This window comes from Thiothrix lacustris DSM 21227 (assembly GCF_000621325.1).
Lineage (GTDB): Bacteria > Pseudomonadota > Gammaproteobacteria > Thiotrichales > Thiotrichaceae > Thiothrix > Thiothrix lacustris.
Window position 1 is genome coordinate 1 of record NZ_JHYQ01000016.1, and the last position, 15,260, is coordinate 15,260.

Annotated in this window: 16 protein-coding genes; 4 read left to right on the forward strand and 12 right to left on the reverse strand. The window is 51.6% G+C overall.

Annotated features, from left to right (window positions below):
- The 7 genes from Q394_RS19610 to Q394_RS0108560 form a co-directional block, all read right to left on the reverse strand.
- Nucleotides 1–132: helix-turn-helix domain-containing protein (locus tag Q394_RS19610; RefSeq protein ID WP_038140967.1), on the reverse strand; the 132-nt coding region annotated here is incomplete at its 3' end.
- 148 nt (nucleotides 133–280) lie between these two features.
- Nucleotides 281–2,323: a primosomal protein N' gene (locus Q394_RS0108535; RefSeq protein WP_028488920.1), complete on the reverse strand. Its 2,043-nt coding sequence runs from the start codon at nucleotides 2,321–2,323 to the stop codon at nucleotides 281–283.
- A gap of 370 nt (nucleotides 2,324–2,693) precedes the next feature.
- Nucleotides 2,694–4,070 carry an NAD(P)(+) transhydrogenase (Re/Si-specific) subunit beta gene (locus tag Q394_RS0108540; protein WP_028488921.1) on the reverse strand — a complete coding sequence of 459 codons (1,377 nt, stop codon included), beginning with the start codon at nucleotides 4,068–4,070 and terminating at the stop codon, nucleotides 2,694–2,696.
- A gap of 3 nt (nucleotides 4,071–4,073) precedes the next feature.
- Complete coding sequence (locus Q394_RS0108545) at nucleotides 4,074–4,361, reverse strand: NAD(P) transhydrogenase subunit alpha part 2 (RefSeq protein ID WP_228291392.1); 288 nt, start codon at nucleotides 4,359–4,361, stop codon at nucleotides 4,074–4,076.
- A complete protein-coding gene (locus Q394_RS0108550; protein ID WP_028488923.1) occupies nucleotides 4,361–5,491 on the reverse strand; it encodes an NAD(P) transhydrogenase subunit alpha in 1,131 nt (376 codons plus the stop codon). The genes Q394_RS0108545 and Q394_RS0108550 overlap by 1 nt, the downstream gene beginning before the upstream one ends.
- Nucleotides 5,492–5,707: 216 nt before the next feature.
- A complete protein-coding gene (locus tag Q394_RS22985) occupies nucleotides 5,708–6,307 on the reverse strand; it encodes an OmpA family protein (RefSeq protein WP_051543142.1) in 600 nt (199 codons plus the stop codon).
- 271 nt (nucleotides 6,308–6,578) lie between these two features.
- Nucleotides 6,579–6,917, reverse strand: coding sequence for a hypothetical protein (locus Q394_RS0108560; RefSeq protein WP_028488925.1), 339 nt, complete (start codon nucleotides 6,915–6,917; stop codon nucleotides 6,579–6,581).
- Between the two features lie 128 nt (nucleotides 6,918–7,045).
- Between Q394_RS0108560 and mazG the strand changes: the two genes are divergently transcribed.
- Nucleotides 7,046–7,879 (forward strand): nucleoside triphosphate pyrophosphohydrolase, encoded by an 834-nt coding sequence (gene mazG / locus Q394_RS0108565; protein WP_028488926.1) that lies wholly within the window; start codon nucleotides 7,046–7,048, stop codon nucleotides 7,877–7,879.
- Between the two features lie 492 nt (nucleotides 7,880–8,371).
- Here mazG and ruvA read toward each other — a convergent pair whose 3' ends face one another.
- The 5 genes from ruvA to Q394_RS0108590 form a co-directional block, all read right to left on the reverse strand.
- A complete protein-coding gene (gene ruvA / locus Q394_RS0108570) occupies nucleotides 8,372–8,974 on the reverse strand; it encodes a Holliday junction branch migration protein RuvA (protein ID WP_028488927.1) in 603 nt (200 codons plus the stop codon).
- A gap of 4 nt (nucleotides 8,975–8,978) precedes the next feature.
- On the reverse strand, nucleotides 8,979–9,488 hold the full coding sequence (gene ruvC, locus Q394_RS0108575) for a crossover junction endodeoxyribonuclease RuvC (RefSeq protein ID WP_028488928.1): 510 nt from the start codon (nucleotides 9,486–9,488) through the stop codon (nucleotides 8,979–8,981).
- Complete coding sequence (locus tag Q394_RS0108580) at nucleotides 9,489–10,238, reverse strand: YebC/PmpR family DNA-binding transcriptional regulator (RefSeq protein ID WP_028488929.1); 750 nt, start codon at nucleotides 10,236–10,238, stop codon at nucleotides 9,489–9,491.
- Between the two features lie 98 nt (nucleotides 10,239–10,336).
- Nucleotides 10,337–11,143: an ABC transporter permease gene (locus Q394_RS0108585; protein WP_028488930.1), complete on the reverse strand. Its 807-nt coding sequence runs from the start codon at nucleotides 11,141–11,143 to the stop codon at nucleotides 10,337–10,339.
- Between the two features lie 101 nt (nucleotides 11,144–11,244).
- Nucleotides 11,245–12,438 (reverse strand): helix-turn-helix domain-containing protein, encoded by a 1,194-nt coding sequence (locus Q394_RS0108590; RefSeq protein WP_028488931.1) that lies wholly within the window; start codon nucleotides 12,436–12,438, stop codon nucleotides 11,245–11,247.
- 447 nt (nucleotides 12,439–12,885) lie between these two features.
- Here Q394_RS0108590 and Q394_RS0108595 point away from each other — a divergent pair, with 447 nt between their 5' ends.
- From Q394_RS0108595 to pqqB, 3 genes are all read left to right on the forward strand, one after another.
- A complete protein-coding gene (locus Q394_RS0108595) occupies nucleotides 12,886–14,106 on the forward strand; it encodes a porin (RefSeq protein WP_028488932.1) in 1,221 nt (406 codons plus the stop codon).
- Between the two features lie 81 nt (nucleotides 14,107–14,187).
- Complete coding sequence (gene pqqA, locus Q394_RS23070; RefSeq protein WP_038140970.1) at nucleotides 14,188–14,274, forward strand: pyrroloquinoline quinone precursor peptide PqqA; 87 nt, start codon at nucleotides 14,188–14,190, stop codon at nucleotides 14,272–14,274.
- 2 nt (nucleotides 14,275–14,276) lie between these two features.
- A complete protein-coding gene (gene pqqB / locus Q394_RS0108605) occupies nucleotides 14,277–15,194 on the forward strand; it encodes a pyrroloquinoline quinone biosynthesis protein PqqB (RefSeq protein WP_028488933.1) in 918 nt (305 codons plus the stop codon).
- Nucleotides 15,195–15,260 lie beyond the last annotated feature (66 nt).

The window sequence follows — 15,260 nt, forward strand, 5'->3', positions numbered from 1 at the left end:
ATAGTAGGCATCCGTGCGGTAACGCAAGATGCTGTTGTAAACGTAGCGCACACAACCGAACGTCTGAGCCAGCAACGTTTCTTGTTGTTGGTCTGGGTAGAATCGGAATTGGTAGGCGCGTTTAGTTTTCATTATTCACAAAATATCGCATATTTCGTGAAGAGTCAACAACCGAAAATAGCAAACCAAACGGAGGAGCGAGAAGAGGGTCGGCTGTCGCCGACGCGCTATCCCTCCCCATGCCTAAAGGCAGGGGTATCTCGCGCACGACTGATGAAATCTAGCTGAAGTCAATTGGGTCTACATCAACAGACCAACGTATTCCCGAGCGCCCCGGCAGCTTTACTGAGGGATTCAACAGTTGCAGCAAGGCAGCATGGAGCGCGGCGCGGTGCTGGCTTCCGAGCAATAATTGGGCGCGGTAGCGGTTGGCGCGTTTTTCCAGTAACGCAGGAATAGGCCCTAGCCGCTGAATATCTGCACCGTCAGTAACGATCAGCAGTTGGCTGATCTGTTCCAGAAATTGCAGGGCTTTTTCCATGCTGGCTGTGCTGCTGGCACGGATCAGCGCCTGATAGCCTAACGGTGGAAAATGCCAGCGTTTACGGTCTTCCAACAATTGCCGAGCGAAAGGGGTGTAACCATGCCCCACCAGCTGATGCAGCATCGGGTGGTCGGGCTGGCTGGTTTGCAGGATCACCCTGCCCGCCTTGTCAGCACGCCCGGCACGCCCCGCCACTTGTATCAGCAATTGCCCCAACCGCTCCAGCGCCCGGTAATCGGTGCTGAGCAGCGACTGGTCGATGTCGAGGATAATGACCAACGTCAGGTTCGGGAAGTCGTGGCCTTTGGCGAGCATTTGCGTACCGACCAGAATCAGCGGGTCGTTGCTGCGTACCGTGGCGAGCTTGGCTTCGAGTTCACCCTTGCGGCTGGTGCTGTCGCGGTCGATCCGCACCACCACAGCAGCAGGAAAATAGGTTTGCAGGGCGAGTTCCAGCCGTTCCGTACCTTGCCCTTGCGTGGTGAGCTGAGGGTTCTGGCACTGCGGGCAACGTAAGGGCGTGGCCTGTTCTGCCCCGCAATGGTGGCAAACCAGTTTGTTACGGCGGGCGTGCCAAGTCATCTTGACGCTGCAATGCTGACAACTGGCCTGCCAGCCACAGGAGGGGCAATACAAGGCCGGGGCAAAGCCGCGCCGGTTGAGAAAGACCATGACTTGTTCACCACGCGCCAAGGTGGTGCGGATGGCTTGCAGGCTATGCGGCGTCAAACCTGCCTGTAATTCAAACGGGCGGGTATCCTGAATTTGCAAATCGGGTTTACGGGTCGTACCGGGGCGCTGGTTGAGGCGCACGTAGTGAAAACGTGCCGTATCCGCATTGTAGAGCGATTCCAGCGACGGGGTAGCCGTACCCATGACAATGGGAATATTGAGCATCTGCGCCCGTTTGATGGCGAGATCGCGGGCATGGTAGCGGAAGCCTTCCTGCTGTTTGAGGGAAGCATCGTGCTCCTCATCAATCACGATCAGCGCAAGGTTGGGTGCGGGCGTGAAAATCGCGGAACGGGTTCCAATAATAATACGGGCTTCACCGCTGCGGGCTTGCAGCCATGCTTTCATGCGTTCCCCATCACTCAGGGCAGAATGCAGGCAAGCCATCGGCGTATCACCGAAAAAATGCGCAAAGCGGAGCAGCAACTGCGGGGTCAGGCCGATTTCGGGCACAATCACCAGCACTTGCTTGCCAGCAGCGAACAGCGGGGCAATCAGGCGCAGGTAGATTTCGGTTTTGCCACTGCCGGTAATACCATGCAGCAGAATGGGGCGAAGTGGCGCTTGCAGGTTCCATTGCTCGATGCTGTGCAGGCACTGCTGCTGTTCATCCGTGAGTTGCAGGTGATTACGTTCAATAGGCGCGAGGGTTGGTGCTTCGTAACGACCCAACAGTTTTTGCAGGCGGCTGGATAATGGTTTGGGTTTGCGCAAGGCAACCGGCAAGGCAGAAAAGATCACTTCTCCAACCGGGTGGTGGTAATAACGGGCTGCCCAGTGCAGCAGCTCAAGCAGGTGTGCATCCGGCAAGGGCGTCGTATCAAGAAGAGCTTCCACGGGCTTCAACGTGAAGGGGCTATCAGCCGTTTCAGGTGGGGCGATTTCGGCACGGATCACTAGGCCAACAGCAGATTGCTTTCCCAAGGGTATGAGGACGCGAGTTCCCAACAACGGCGCTGAGACATTGGCGTAGCTGTAACTGAACAAAGTGCGCAACGGGCGCGGCACAGCAATATGGAGAATGTAACGGGAAGGAGCTTGGGTCATGTGCGCAAGTTTAGCCGAATTACCAACACAGGATGCGTCCGTTTTACAGTCAGATAGGGCTGAAAACTTGCTCCACCCTTAACAACTCCTTGCTACGTAAGCAGAAATTGTGGTTATACACAGAACCTGTGGATAACTCTGTGGATGAATCGCAAAATTGCCCCTCTAAGCCTTGTCTAATAAGCACTTATACACTTTGATTAAAAAATAGTCACATCAATTTATTTATTCAAAATCAATAACTTAAACTTTTTTAAATCCTTGCTATTGACAAACTTCAATACAAGATGAACGGAGGGTTACAATGTGGACAACTCGTAAAAAAGCCCGGACAAACCGGGCTTTTTTTACGATTGTCAAGACTTGACGTTCATAGTTCCTTCATATTTGTGATCAATTCATTAGCAACGGCCTGACCATCACCGTACAGCATCCGGCAGTTGTCAGCGAAGAACAAGTGGTTCTCGATCCCGGAGAAACCTGCACCCTGACCACGCTTGACCACAATCACGTTCTTGGCGTAATCCGCGTTCAAGATAGGCATCCCGTAAATGGGGCTGCTGGGGTCAATACGCGCCACTGGGTTCACCACGTCGTTAGCACCAATCACCAGTGCTACATCCGCCGTGCGGAACTCTTCATTGATCTCGTCAAGGTCGTAGATAATGTCATACGGCACGCCTGCTTCCGCCAACAACACGTTCATGTGCCCCGGCATCCGCCCGGCAACCGGGTGAATCGCGAATTTAACGGTCACGCCGCGTTCCTGCAACTGCTTGGTCATTTCCCAGATCTTGTGCTGTGCTTGCGCAACGGCCATGCCGTAACCGGGGATGATAATGACCTTTTCTGCAAACGCCATCATGATGGCTGCGTCAGGCGCTTCGATCGCTTTCATTGAACCGGTAACTTCCTGCGCTTCACCACTGGTTTCGCCGAAGTTACTGAACAGTACGTTGGTAATCGGGCGATTCATTGCCTTGGCCATCAACTGCGTCAACAGCGTACCCGCCGAGCCGACCACGATACCGGCAATCATCATCGCCGGGTTATCCAGCACATAGCCTTCCAGACCTACCGCGAGACCCGTGAAGGCGTTGTAGAGGGAAATCACCACCGGCATATCCGCGCCACCAATCGGCAAGGTCATCATCACCCCGAATGCCAAGGCCAGTGCGAAGAACAGGAACAGCACAACCATACTGTAATCCGTGCCACTAGTGGCAATGCCTAAACCCATCCACGCAACCACGATAAACAGGCCAGCATTGATACGCTGCTGATTCTTAAAGCGGAAAGCGCCACGCAATTGCTTGATACCTTGCAGTTTACCAAAGGCAATCAGTGAGCCAGAGAAGGCTATCGTGCCAATCAGCGCACCAAACACCGCCAGCAATTGCACGGTAAGATCCATCTCATGCTGCTTGATCAGTTCCACCGCCGCAATCGCCGCAGCTGCACCGCCGCCCATACCGTTGTAGAGCGCAATCATTTGCGGCATGTCGGTCATGGCCACTTCTTTGCCCGTTTTCCAAGCAATGCCACCACCGAGCGCAATCCCGATAACAATCAACAAGTAATTGCTGTTGACGTGCGGGTGTACAAAGGTAATCGCTGTTGCCAGCACCATACCGATGCCTGCCCAAACAATACCGCGCCGCGCCGTGACCGGGGAGGCCATTTGCTTGAGGCCGAGGATGAACAGCACTGCGGCTGCCAGATAGAAAATCTCAACAATAAGGTTCATGGCTTACTTGCCCCCCTTGCTGCTTTTGAACATTTCCAGCATCCGCTCAGTCACGACATAGCCACCGACGGCGTTACCTGCGGCCAACACGACGGCGATGAAACCGACCAGTTGTTCCATGACACCTTCTGCCTGACCTAGCACAACCATCGCACCGACCAGCACGATACCGTGGACGAAGTTGGAGCCTGACATCAGTGGGGTGTGCAGGATAACCGGCACTTTGGAAATCACTTCATAGCCGACAAAACCGGCGAGAATGAAGATGTAGATTGCAATAAAACCGTCCATTATTCAGCTCCTTCAACCAGTTGGCGAATGGATTCATTCATGATCTTGCCTTCGTGTGTGAGTAACGCACCTGCAATCACTTCATCGCTAAAATCCGGGGCATACGCGCCGTCTTTGAGCATGGGGGTCAGGAAGTTAAGCAGGTTTTTGGCGTACATTTCGGACGCATGTACTGCCACTTGGCTAGGTACATTCAATGGCGCGTGAATGATTACACCGTTGTGCACAATGGTTTTACCCGGTTGTGTCAGGGTACAGTTGCCGCCGCCTTCTGCGGCGAGGTCGATAATGACCGCGCCGGATTTCATGCCATCCACGGTGGTTTCAGGAATGATTTTGGGTGAAGGCCGACCGGGAACCGCAGCAGTGGTAATCAGCACATCTGCCGTGGCAATGTGTTTCGCCAGCTCGGCTTGCTGCTGCTGCTTTTCTGCATCCGTCAGTTCACGGGCGTAACCACCTGCACCTTCTGCCGTAATACCGAGTTCAATGAATTTGGCACCGAGGGATTGCACCTGTTCTTTGGTCGCAGAACGCACATCATAGGCTTCCACCACCGCACCCAAACGCCGGGCAGTCGCAATGGCCTGCAAGCCTGCTACCCCAACGCCAATGATAATGACTTTGGAGGGGCGAATCGTGCCTGCCGCCGTGGTCAGCATCGGGAAAAAGCGCGGCGCAAGGTCAGCGCCCATAATAGCCGCTTTGTAACCGGCAATCGCCGCCTGCGAAGACAGCACATCCATCGACTGGGCGCGGGAAATACGTGGAATCAGTTCCATTGCAAAGCTGGTAATGTTTTTGGCTTTGAGCGCTGCAATGCGTTCCGGGTGCTGGTAAGGCTGCAAGCTGCCGATCAACACGCTGCCCTCTTTCAACTGCTCAATTTCAGCCAGTGAAGGGGCTTGTACCTTCAGTACAATGTCGGCTTGTTGGTAAAGTTCGGCGGCAGACGCGACAATACTTGCGCCATTAAACGCACTATCAGGAAGGTATGCGGCACTGCCTGCCCCGGTTTCCAGCAGGACTTCAGCGCCCAGTTTGCCGAGTTTGGCAATAACGCTGGATTCCATGGCAACCCGGCGTTCGCCTTCGGCCGTTTCCTTGGGCACAGCCACTTTGATTGACATATTCTCTGTCTCCAGAAGGATTATCGTAAAAAATGAAGGTGTATCAGCCGGAGGTTAGCGCGATCCGAATCATACAAGGGGAGACATACTAGCCGAATATTAGCAATGAATGAAATATTCCAAGGCGGATACTTCCAAAAGAAAAGCCGGGCGAACCCGGCTTTTCTTTTATCACATCAAGGCATTCATAATGGAATGCCCAATGGTAGTGTCAACTTAGCGAGAACCGCTAGCCGTCACGTCTGTACGACGGTTAGCTGCACGACCTGCTTTGCTACCATTGTCTGCAACTGGCTGAGACTCACCCTTACCAGCGGCCTTGATAGCAGCAGCAGGAACGCCTTTAGCAACCAAATAGTCTGCAACGGCAACAGCACGTTTCTCAGACAGAGATTGGTTGTAAGCATCAGAACCGATGCTATCGGTGTGACCCACAACACTAATACCAGTCACTTTTGCACCAGCCAAACCTGCTAGGAACTGATCAAGATTCGCTTTACCTGCCGGTTTCAGGACTGCCTTATCGAAGTCGAAATTGGCATCAGAATTCAGCGTCATTTGCTGAATAGGCTTAGGAGCTGGTGCTGGAGCCGGTGGTGGAGCTGGTGCTGGAGCCGGTGGTGGAGCTGGTGGCGCGGCCTCACAGCCTTCTGGCATACTGCCATACTGTGCTTTAACACATTCGTCAAAGCTGTTTTTAACGGCCTTGCCTTCGCTGTTCTGGACGTATTTGCCATCTTCTGCATACGCAGCGGTAGCCATCGTAGCTGCCATCATGGCAGCAATACTAATGCTGGTAACTTTCTTCAGAGTCATTGTGATCTCCTTAAGCCTAGATTTTGAGTTTGGATTGTTGAACCCTGCCACCGCATTACTGAAATACTGATTCTGTCGGCGAGAGGCGCAAGTTACGACGATAGTGTCTTAAATATACAACAACGGCTAGGATTATAGGGTACTTTGAGGTCAAGTTCCTATAGTTAAGGTGCATTTTCTTTACGAGCACACAAAAGAAAAGCCTCCTTGCCTTACAGCAAGGAGGCTCTGTAAACCGTCGCGAATCAATCTCTTTGATTCGTGAGTAGGTTTATTTCTGGTAACGCTTCAGGCTAGAGCGTGCAGCCGGGTCCATCTGAACCGCGCCTTTGTAGTTGCCTTTAGCTTTTACTTTAGGCATAACAGCACGTGGTGCAACATGGCGTGGTGGTGCAGGTTGTACGGGCGTAACTGGCGCGACGACAGGCGCTGGCGCTGCTTCACAGCCTTCTGGCTCGAAACCGTATTGTGCTTGTACACATTCGCCGAAGCTATTTTTAACCACGATACCATCGCTGTTTTTGACAACTTTCATGTCTTCAGCATGAGCACTAACAGCCGTGATCATGAGAGCGGCAAAGCTAAGGCCTGCAATCTGTTTGAGAGTCATAGTGATCTCCTTCAAGTCTGGATTTTTGAGTTCGGAACATTGGATTTTGCTTTATGTTTGAGCGTAGCATTAATACCACAATTGTGTATATTGCACGACAAACGCACAATACGCCACAGGGAAATGCTATGCAAGGCAAAAACGGATCAAGTCACCCTCCTATTCAAGAATTACTCAATATTATGATGCGCTTGCGTGACCCTGAGCAGGGTTGCCCATGGGATATTAAGCAAACATGGCAAACTATTTTACCTCATACACTAGAAGAGGTGTACGAAGTCGCGGACGCCGTGGATCGCCAAGATGCCACGGCACTTTGTGATGAATTAGGTGATTTACTCTTCCAAATTGTGTTTATGGCACAAATTGCCAGTGAACAAGGCTTGTTTGATTTTCAGGACGTAGCCGCAGGGATTTCCCAGAAAATGATTCGACGGCATCCACATGTCTTCGGCGATACCGTCTATGCCGATGAGCAAACACAAAAACAGGCATGGGAAACCATCAAGCAAGCGGAACGTGATACCCAAACGCTGCCGACGAACCCAGCAAGTTTTTTCGCAGGTATTCCCGCAGCGATGCCAGCCTTACGACGTAGCCAAAAAATACAGCAGCGAGCAGCAAGGGTCGGGTTTGACTGGGATCATTGGCAGCAAGTCATCCCCAAAATCCATGAAGAGCTGGATGAAGTCATCGACGCCGTTGCCCAACAGGAATCAGCGGCACGTATTGAAGAAGAAGTGGGTGATGTGCTGATGGGAGCCACCAATATGGCGCGTTTGCTAGGGGTAAATGCCGAAAATGCCTTGCGTTTGTCCAACCAGAAATTTGAACGGCGCTTCTTGCGGGTAGAAGCCTTGTTGGCAGCTGAGGGTATTTCACTGGAAGAAGCTAACTTGGAACAAATGGAAAATGCTTGGTCAGTCGCCAAACAAGAAGAGAAAGCGACAGGCGGCTGTTAAAGCCGTATAAAAAATGAAGCCCCCGACGAACGGGGGCAGTCAACACGGGCAAATATTATTATTATTAGCTTATTATTGTTGTTCTCAAACACCGATTCCCCGGTTAAAAGCCCCCACCTTATCGGCAGGGGTTAGAGGAGTCGAGACATGGTCAGGCGCTTTATTGTTATTAATGTTTATGCCTACTCGCTATCTCTTGGGGCTTGCTGGTAAATACTTTCCTTAACCCTTTCTTATTATTGTTGTCGTCCCTTCCAGACCTTCTAGTCTTTGCCGTCTCAGTCTGTGTAAGTGTTATTGCATCCTTCGTGCCAAGTCAGGCATAAATCATTCATGTTATTAATTTTACTAATGTTTAATTAGAATTAATGATAATTATAAGAAGGCCTGGCAGGCAGCAATCCTGTCAGAATGTGACAGAATTGACATTGTTAGGCATGACACAAGCCTATCAGGTGACAATGTGACGTAATAATCTGACGTAAGGAGGAATTATTTCAAGCTAGCACGTAGGGCTTGGCGGATCATGTCTTCCACACTCAACCCCTGATCTTCGTAAGCAGCAATCATCTGGCTGGCTTGTGCAGGTTTGTAACCCAGCGCCAACAAGGCATTGACTGCCTCATCGCTGGCAGAAACATGGGGAATTTGCACAGATAGCGGCGTGTTGGCATGGCTGCCACTAGCATCTGATTTGGGTAAACGGTCACGCAGCTCGATGATCAAACGTTCTGCTGTTTTTTTACCGACACCGGGAATTCGGCTTAAGCGGGCAATATCCCCGGCGTGAATCACCTGATTGAATTCCAACGGACTCATGCCTGAAACAATGGCCAGTGCCATTTTGGGGCCGACACCATTCACCTTCAGCAAATGGCGAAACAGTTCGCGCTCGGTTTGGGAACTGAAGCCATACAGCAATTGTGCATCTTCACGCACCACAAAATGGGTGTAGAGGGTGACTTCCGCGTGCAATTCCGGCAAGTCGTAAAACGTCGTCATCGACGCCTGCACTTCGTAACCAACACCATTCACATCCAGCATCAAATCCGGTGGTTGTTTGATCAGTAATTTACCGCGTAATAAGCCAATCATTCTATCACCTCGTTAATCCTGCCAGTGCAATACGGCTTTTCAAGTGGCTCGCATGGGCATGGCATAAAGCCACCGCCAATGCATCGGCGGTATCCGCCTGCAAACGCCCCTGCAAACCCAGCAGCAATTTAACCATATGCTGTACTTGCACCTTATCCGCCCCACCTTTACCCACAGTGGCTTGTTTGATTTCTTTGGGGCTGTATTCCGCTACTGGCAAGCCAGAGGTGACACCCGCACAAATCGCCGCCCCTCGCGCTTGCCCTAATTTTAGGGCAGATGCCGCATTATTGGAGACGAACACGTTTTCAATCGCCATTTCAATCGGCTGGTATTCACGGATAATGCGGGTCAGTTCGGTAAAAATCGTACCGAGCCGTTCGGGAAAGGCTCCATCACCCAAGCGTAAACAAGTACTGAAAACATGCTGGGTATGCCGCCCGTCAGTGTCGATAATGCCGATTCCCGTCTGGCGGGAACCGGGGTCAATGCCAAGGATGCGACGTAGTGTCACTTAACCATGCGCCGCAAGGTCGTCATCGTTGAAATCGGCATTGGTGAAGACTTCCTGCACATCATCCAGATCTTCCAGCATATCGATCATTTTCAACAATTTGGCGGCAGTATCGCCTTCCACCAACGTGAGATTGTCGGCACGCATGGTAACTTCATCGTGATCCGGGGTAAAACCGGCGGCGATCAGCGCAACTTTCACCGCAGCGAAATCTTCAGGGGTAGTCACGATTTCAGCAGAACCATCGTCGTCCATCTGGATATCATCAGCGCCTGCTTCGAGGGCTGCTTCCATCAGCTTTTCCTCGTCAAGGCCGGGGGCAAAGTTCATCACACCAATTTTCTTGAACTGGAACGCGACCGAACCGTTCGTGCCCAAATTGCCGCCGTGCTTGGTAAGTGCGTGGCGCACTTCACCAACCGTGCGGTTGACGTTATCGGTCATGGTTTCGACGATCACCGCAATGCCGCCGGGGCCGTAACCTTCGTAACGCACTTCCACGTAATTGTCGGTGTTGGTTTCACCTGCACCGCGTTTGCAGGCTTTTTCGATGGTGTCGCGTGTCATATTAGCACTCAAGCCCTTATCCACAGCGAGACGCAAGCGCGGATTGGCGCTAGGGTCGGACGTTTTGCCTTCACGCGCCGCGACGGTAATTTCACGGATGATTTTCGTCCAAATTTTGCCACGTTTCTTATCAACAGAGGCTTTTTGGTGTTTAATGTTTGCCCATTTACTATGACCGGCCATGTCGAACTCTCGTTTTCAGTCTCAAAAAAGTGCCGATCAGTTTAGCATATTTGCGCGAAGTTTTAGGCATCCCGCACAGCTACCCCTTACTTTTTTCGTCAAGCCTGCTGCGCTTTCTTCACCAAGCCATGCTGAGGGTCATACCCCCACACGGCCAACAGGAAAAACAGGATCAAAGCGCCTAATACGATCAGGGAAGAGAGAAGATTGAATTGGCCGTAAAGCGCAAACCGGATCATTTCCACTGCATGGGTGAATGGGTTGAAACGTGTCAAGGCATACACAATGACCGCGCCCGATTCCTGTAATTTCCACAACGGATAGAGTGCGGTGGAAAGAAAAAACATCGGGAAAATCACGAAATTCATCGTCCCCGCGAAATTTTCCAATTGACGCACGGAAACGGATAACAGTAACCCCAGCGCCCCTAACATCAATCCGGCCAGAATCAGCGTCGGCAGCGCATACAGCCATCCCGACCACGGAATATCAACCTTGAACACCGCACACAATGCCAAAAAAGCATAGGCTTGCAACACCGACAACACCGTTCCGGCCACCAGCTTGCTCAACAGCAAAAACCAACGTGGTTGTGGTGCAATCAGCAATAGACGCATCAAGCCCATTTCACGGTCATACACCATTGCCAGTGACGATTGCATCCCGTTAAACAGCAGCACCATCCCCAACAAACCGGGCACAACGTAAACCTGATATTCGATATAAGTATCGTAAGGCGGGATAATCGATACCCCAAAAATATTCTGAAATCCAGCAGCGAACACCATTAGCCATAAGGCTGGGCGCACCAGTGCCGACAACAAGCGCCCGCGTTGATGCCAGAACTTGATGGTTTCGCGCTGACTAATCGCCAGCATTGCAGGCCAATGCCTTGTGGTTGCCATAACCGCCTCCCCGATGGTTTGCTATCCCTTGATACCGCAAACGGGGGGTTTTATCTACCCACCTTTTACCAACCTGAGGACTGATTTGCGCAAGGCACTCCTCAGTTCCCAATAAACCTACTGGGTTGTATTAACATGAGTTCTGAGAGACGTTCGCGTACCATTTCGCTACCGGATGTGCTGTGACACAGCTTTTCCATCAACAAGGTAGGATCTTGGCAAGACTCCAATGCCTGACCCATGACAGCATCAATACAATGCCGCCACTCTTCCAGCTCTGGCGATTCGGACTGGGGTAGGAAAGAGCCGCGATACAATGAAAAAGCCTCGCTGGCACGTTGCTGCTTCAGGGTTTGCCACACTTCGATAAAATCTGCCCAGACCGATGACAGCAAGCGGTAGGGGCGTGAACCGATTTGCCCGTCCAGTACGCGCCGCAAGTGTGAAAGCTCGGATTTCAGGGTGGCGGTAGAAACCGGCGAATCGCCATACAACGCAGCATGACAACCTTCGAGGCTCAATCCCTGTGGGTTAAGCGCCAACAGGCAGAGAATTTCCACCTGACGCATGGGCAAATTTAATTGTTTACCCCGAAACAGAATGCGCGGCTGCCCTAGTGCGTGGATTTCAAGTTCGGCCTTGGGTTGCGTGGGCGGTAGTGAACGCGCAATGGCTCGAGCCAGTTCCGTGACGGCTGCCTGCCCTAGCGGCGTATGCTGATTCCAAGTGGTCGACATATCAAGAATGCCCACACACTCGCCGGATTGCGGGTGAAGAATCGGTGCGCCGTAGCACACCCAATCATGAACAAAGGGCAGGTAGTGTTCGGATGAAAATACCGTGACCGAGCGCCGCAACTTCAATGATAAGCCAATGGCATTCGTCCCAACGGAACGCTCATCCCAGTGACCGCCAGCGGTGAAATTAACGGCTTCGGCACGTTTACGCATGTGATTGCTGGCGAATGTCCATAACAATCGCCCGGAGGGGTCAGCAATCGCCACGACTAACTCACCTTCCTTAGCGAGTTGCATCATCGTTTCCTGTTCACGCCGGGCTGCCTGACACAAGGGGGATTCCTGCCAATGTCGCGCGGCCGTGTATTCATCATCGGCGGGGGCATGGAGTCGTTGGGGTTTTAAGTGTTGGGCACTGCGCTGCCACGAAGACATGATGTCTTCACGAACATTATCTGGCTTGATGAACGGACTACCCACGACGAAACGGCTCCATTGAGTTTCAATGTCAGACCGTCGTTGGGTCAAAGGGCTACCTCTTACGCTTGCCTGTGCCATACGCCTCCTCCTGCGTGATGCAATTTTGATTGAAAATCGGCCTCCCAACCTTTTCCCAACCTTAGTGTGGCTATTATTAACCTTACCATAGATTAATAGCATTTTTATCATAAACGAGAATATCATGTAAAGTCATTTATTAAAAGCTTATTACAAATAAACCATGAGGTCTTAAACCCCCTATCTCTATTTGCTTTTTTAACGACCAGCAATAATAAACCAGCATTGATTTTAAAAAAATCACATCCAATCAATAACATTTCTACATAAAAATCAATTATATAATAATAACTTGCTTATTAAAATAACCTTGCCTTTATATAGCCGATCCATGTCTTTTTTTAAGCGCTTACCCCCAACCTTTTTCCAACCCTGCCGACATTAGTGTTAATCCTGTTAAACAGTGTGCTGCTGTAACCAACACTAACATGGAGAGGATAATTAATTATGCGCAAACATCAAATTTCATTCGCTATCGCCACTATCATCGCTGCTGGTAGCCTATCAACAGTTCAAGCTGCCACTTGGCAAGCCGGTGACTGGGAATTGGGCTTAGGTGGCAACATCAATACCTTCTACACCGTCACAACGTGTGATGCGGGCAAGCTGGGTGCAGGGGGTGGGACGATGGCAGGGTTGGCCTGCGCGGATCTGGATACGGGCACAGCAGCCACTGATAATACCCATAGCGTTTCCAATGGCTTGTTACCCGCCTCCCTGAACTTCAGTGCCAAAACCAAGCAAAACGGCTATGATCTTGCGGGTAACATCAATGTGTATTATGGCATGGCCTCGCAAGATGCCAACGGCTTACCGGGCGATGCATTGGACTTCTCCACAGTGGATGCACGTCAAGTTTTCATGACCTTCGGCAATGAGAAAATGGGAACGGTTAAGGCCGGACGTGATTTCGGCCTGTTCGGGTTTGACCCCATCATCAATGACATGAGCTTGTCGGGTACAGGGGCAACCTTTGCGTCCGCTGGGCCAGGGCATACGACGTTGGGCGGGCTAGGTTATGGTTATGTGTATACCGACCGCCTCTCACAGATCAACTGGACGTCACCGAAGAAAAACGGGCTGGAAGCTACCGTTGGTGTTTTCAACCCGATGGATGGCGTCGAATCCAGCGGCAAGGCTACCCGTGACGGTGGCCAGCCCGGCATCCACGGCAAACTCAGCTATGACTGGGACAAGGGCAATGGTATCAAAGGCAAGGTATCCGCCACGGCCATCAGCCAGACAGTCCAACTGGCTAACGGCGACAAACCCAGTATTCAGGGAATGGATGTGTTTGCCAAGGTGGATGTGAATAAAGCGAGTTTTGCCGGTTCCTACTATCAAGGTGAAGGCATGGATACGTTGGGATTGGGCGGTATTATTTTCCCCGGTTTTAACAGCACCACCGGTGCGGCGGAAAAATCCAAAGGCTATATGGCACAGGCAACCTACAAGGTAGGCAAAACCAAGCTGGGTCTCAACTTGTCTGAAAGCAAGCAAACCAATCTCACCAAGGTCAAAAACAACAAGGTGACGCTCGGTGCTTATCACAGCCTAACCGATAACCTGACCCTGATTGGCGAAGCCTCCAGCCAAACCAGTGACCTTGATGGCGTAGGCAAGGACGAATCTGGCAGTGTAGCGGTTGGTGCCATGCTCTCCTTCTAAAGTTGCAGCCAACCTTTCGCCAACCTGCGCTCAGGTATAGTGAAATACTCATCTTACACCCGATTGAAAAGGAGACAGAGCATGAAAAAATCCCTGAAATGGACCAAGCCAGCATTCAACGAAATGCGCTACGGTTTCGAGATTAACCTGTACATCATGAACCGTTAATCTTGTATACCTTGGTACTCGGTTCTGCGGCGGGCGGTGGTTTTCCGCAATGGAACTGTAACTGCCCAATGTGTGCCGGGGAGCGGACGGGTGACATCGTTGCCCGTTCGCGCACCCAGTCCTCGATTGCGGTTTCCACCGATAAAGTGAACTGGTTGCTGGTGAATGCTTCACCGGACATCCGTACCCAACTCAATGCCAATCATGCACTGCTGCAACCGGCTCGTCAGTTACGCGATACCGGCATCGTCGCGGTGATGCTGGCCGACAGCCAGATTGACCACACCACAGGCTTGCTGATTCTGCGCGAAAGCAAACAGCCGCTGGAATTGTATTGCACCGATAGCGTCTACGAAGACCTGACGACGGGTTTCCCCATCCTCAATATGCTGCAACATTATTGCGGGGTGAATCGCCACGCGCTGCCACTGGATGGCGCTGGTTTCAGCATTCCGGGACTGGATAACTTGCGCATCACCCCGGTAGGATTGCACAGCAAAGCGCCACCGTACTCCCCGCACCGCCATAACCCGAGCATTGGCGACAATGTAGGGTTTTGGTTTGAAGACACAGCGACCGGCGGCAAACTGTTTTACGCACCTGGCCTTGGGGAAATCGAGCCGCACTTACAAGCGTTTTTCGCCAATGCCGACTGCGTGCTGGTGGATGGGACGTGTTGGACAGATGATGAAATGTTACGCCGCAACGTTGGCACTAAGCCTGCGTTGGCTATGGGACATCTGGCACAATCGGGTGAAGGCGGCATGATCGAATGGCTGGGGAACTTCCCCGACACCCGCAAGATACTGATTCATATCAATAACACCAACCCGATTCTGGAAGAAACCTCGCCCGAACGTGCCGAACTGACAGCAGCGGGGATTGAGGTTTCGTATGATGGTATGTTATTGGAGTTTTGACATTTCTGTCGGACAGCGATAGCGTTTATAAAGGGAATTGACATCCTCCCCTCCCTGAATGTCCCT

What these genes read in the sequence shown, in the direction of transcription:
- Q394_RS0108550 (WP_028488923.1), bottom strand. Translation starts at nt 5,491, where the DNA reads ATGTCAATCAAAGTGGCTGTGCCCAAGGAAACGGCCGAAGGCGAACGC.
- ruvA (WP_028488927.1), bottom strand. Translation starts at nt 8,974, where the DNA reads ATGATTGGCTTATTACGCGGTAAATTACTGATCAAACAACCACCGGAT.
- Q394_RS0108590 (WP_028488931.1), bottom strand. Translation starts at nt 12,438, where the DNA reads ATGGCACAGGCAAGCGTAAGAGGTAGCCCTTTGACCCAACGACGGTCT.
- Q394_RS0108560 (WP_028488925.1), bottom strand. Translation starts at nt 6,917, where the DNA reads ATGACTCTCAAACAGATTGCAGGCCTTAGCTTTGCCGCTCTCATGATC.
- Q394_RS0108585 (WP_028488930.1), bottom strand. Translation starts at nt 11,143, where the DNA reads ATGGCAACCACAAGGCATTGGCCTGCAATGCTGGCGATTAGTCAGCGC.
- pqqA (WP_038140970.1), top strand. Translation starts at nt 14,188, where the DNA reads ATGAAAAAATCCCTGAAATGGACCAAGCCAGCATTCAACGAAATGCGC.
- Q394_RS0108580 (WP_028488929.1), bottom strand. Translation starts at nt 10,238, where the DNA reads ATGGCCGGTCATAGTAAATGGGCAAACATTAAACACCAAAAAGCCTCT.
- Q394_RS22985 (WP_051543142.1), bottom strand. Translation starts at nt 6,307, where the DNA reads ATGACTCTGAAGAAAGTTACCAGCATTAGTATTGCTGCCATGATGGCA.
- mazG (WP_028488926.1), top strand. Translation starts at nt 7,046, where the DNA reads ATGCAAGGCAAAAACGGATCAAGTCACCCTCCTATTCAAGAATTACTC.
- Q394_RS0108535 (WP_028488920.1), bottom strand. Translation starts at nt 2,323, where the DNA reads ATGACCCAAGCTCCTTCCCGTTACATTCTCCATATTGCTGTGCCGCGC.
- Q394_RS0108545 (WP_228291392.1), bottom strand. Translation starts at nt 4,361, where the DNA reads ATGGACGGTTTTATTGCAATCTACATCTTCATTCTCGCCGGTTTTGTC.
- Q394_RS0108540 (WP_028488921.1), bottom strand. Translation starts at nt 4,070, where the DNA reads ATGAACCTTATTGTTGAGATTTTCTATCTGGCAGCCGCAGTGCTGTTC.
- Q394_RS0108595 (WP_028488932.1), top strand. Translation starts at nt 12,886, where the DNA reads ATGCGCAAACATCAAATTTCATTCGCTATCGCCACTATCATCGCTGCT.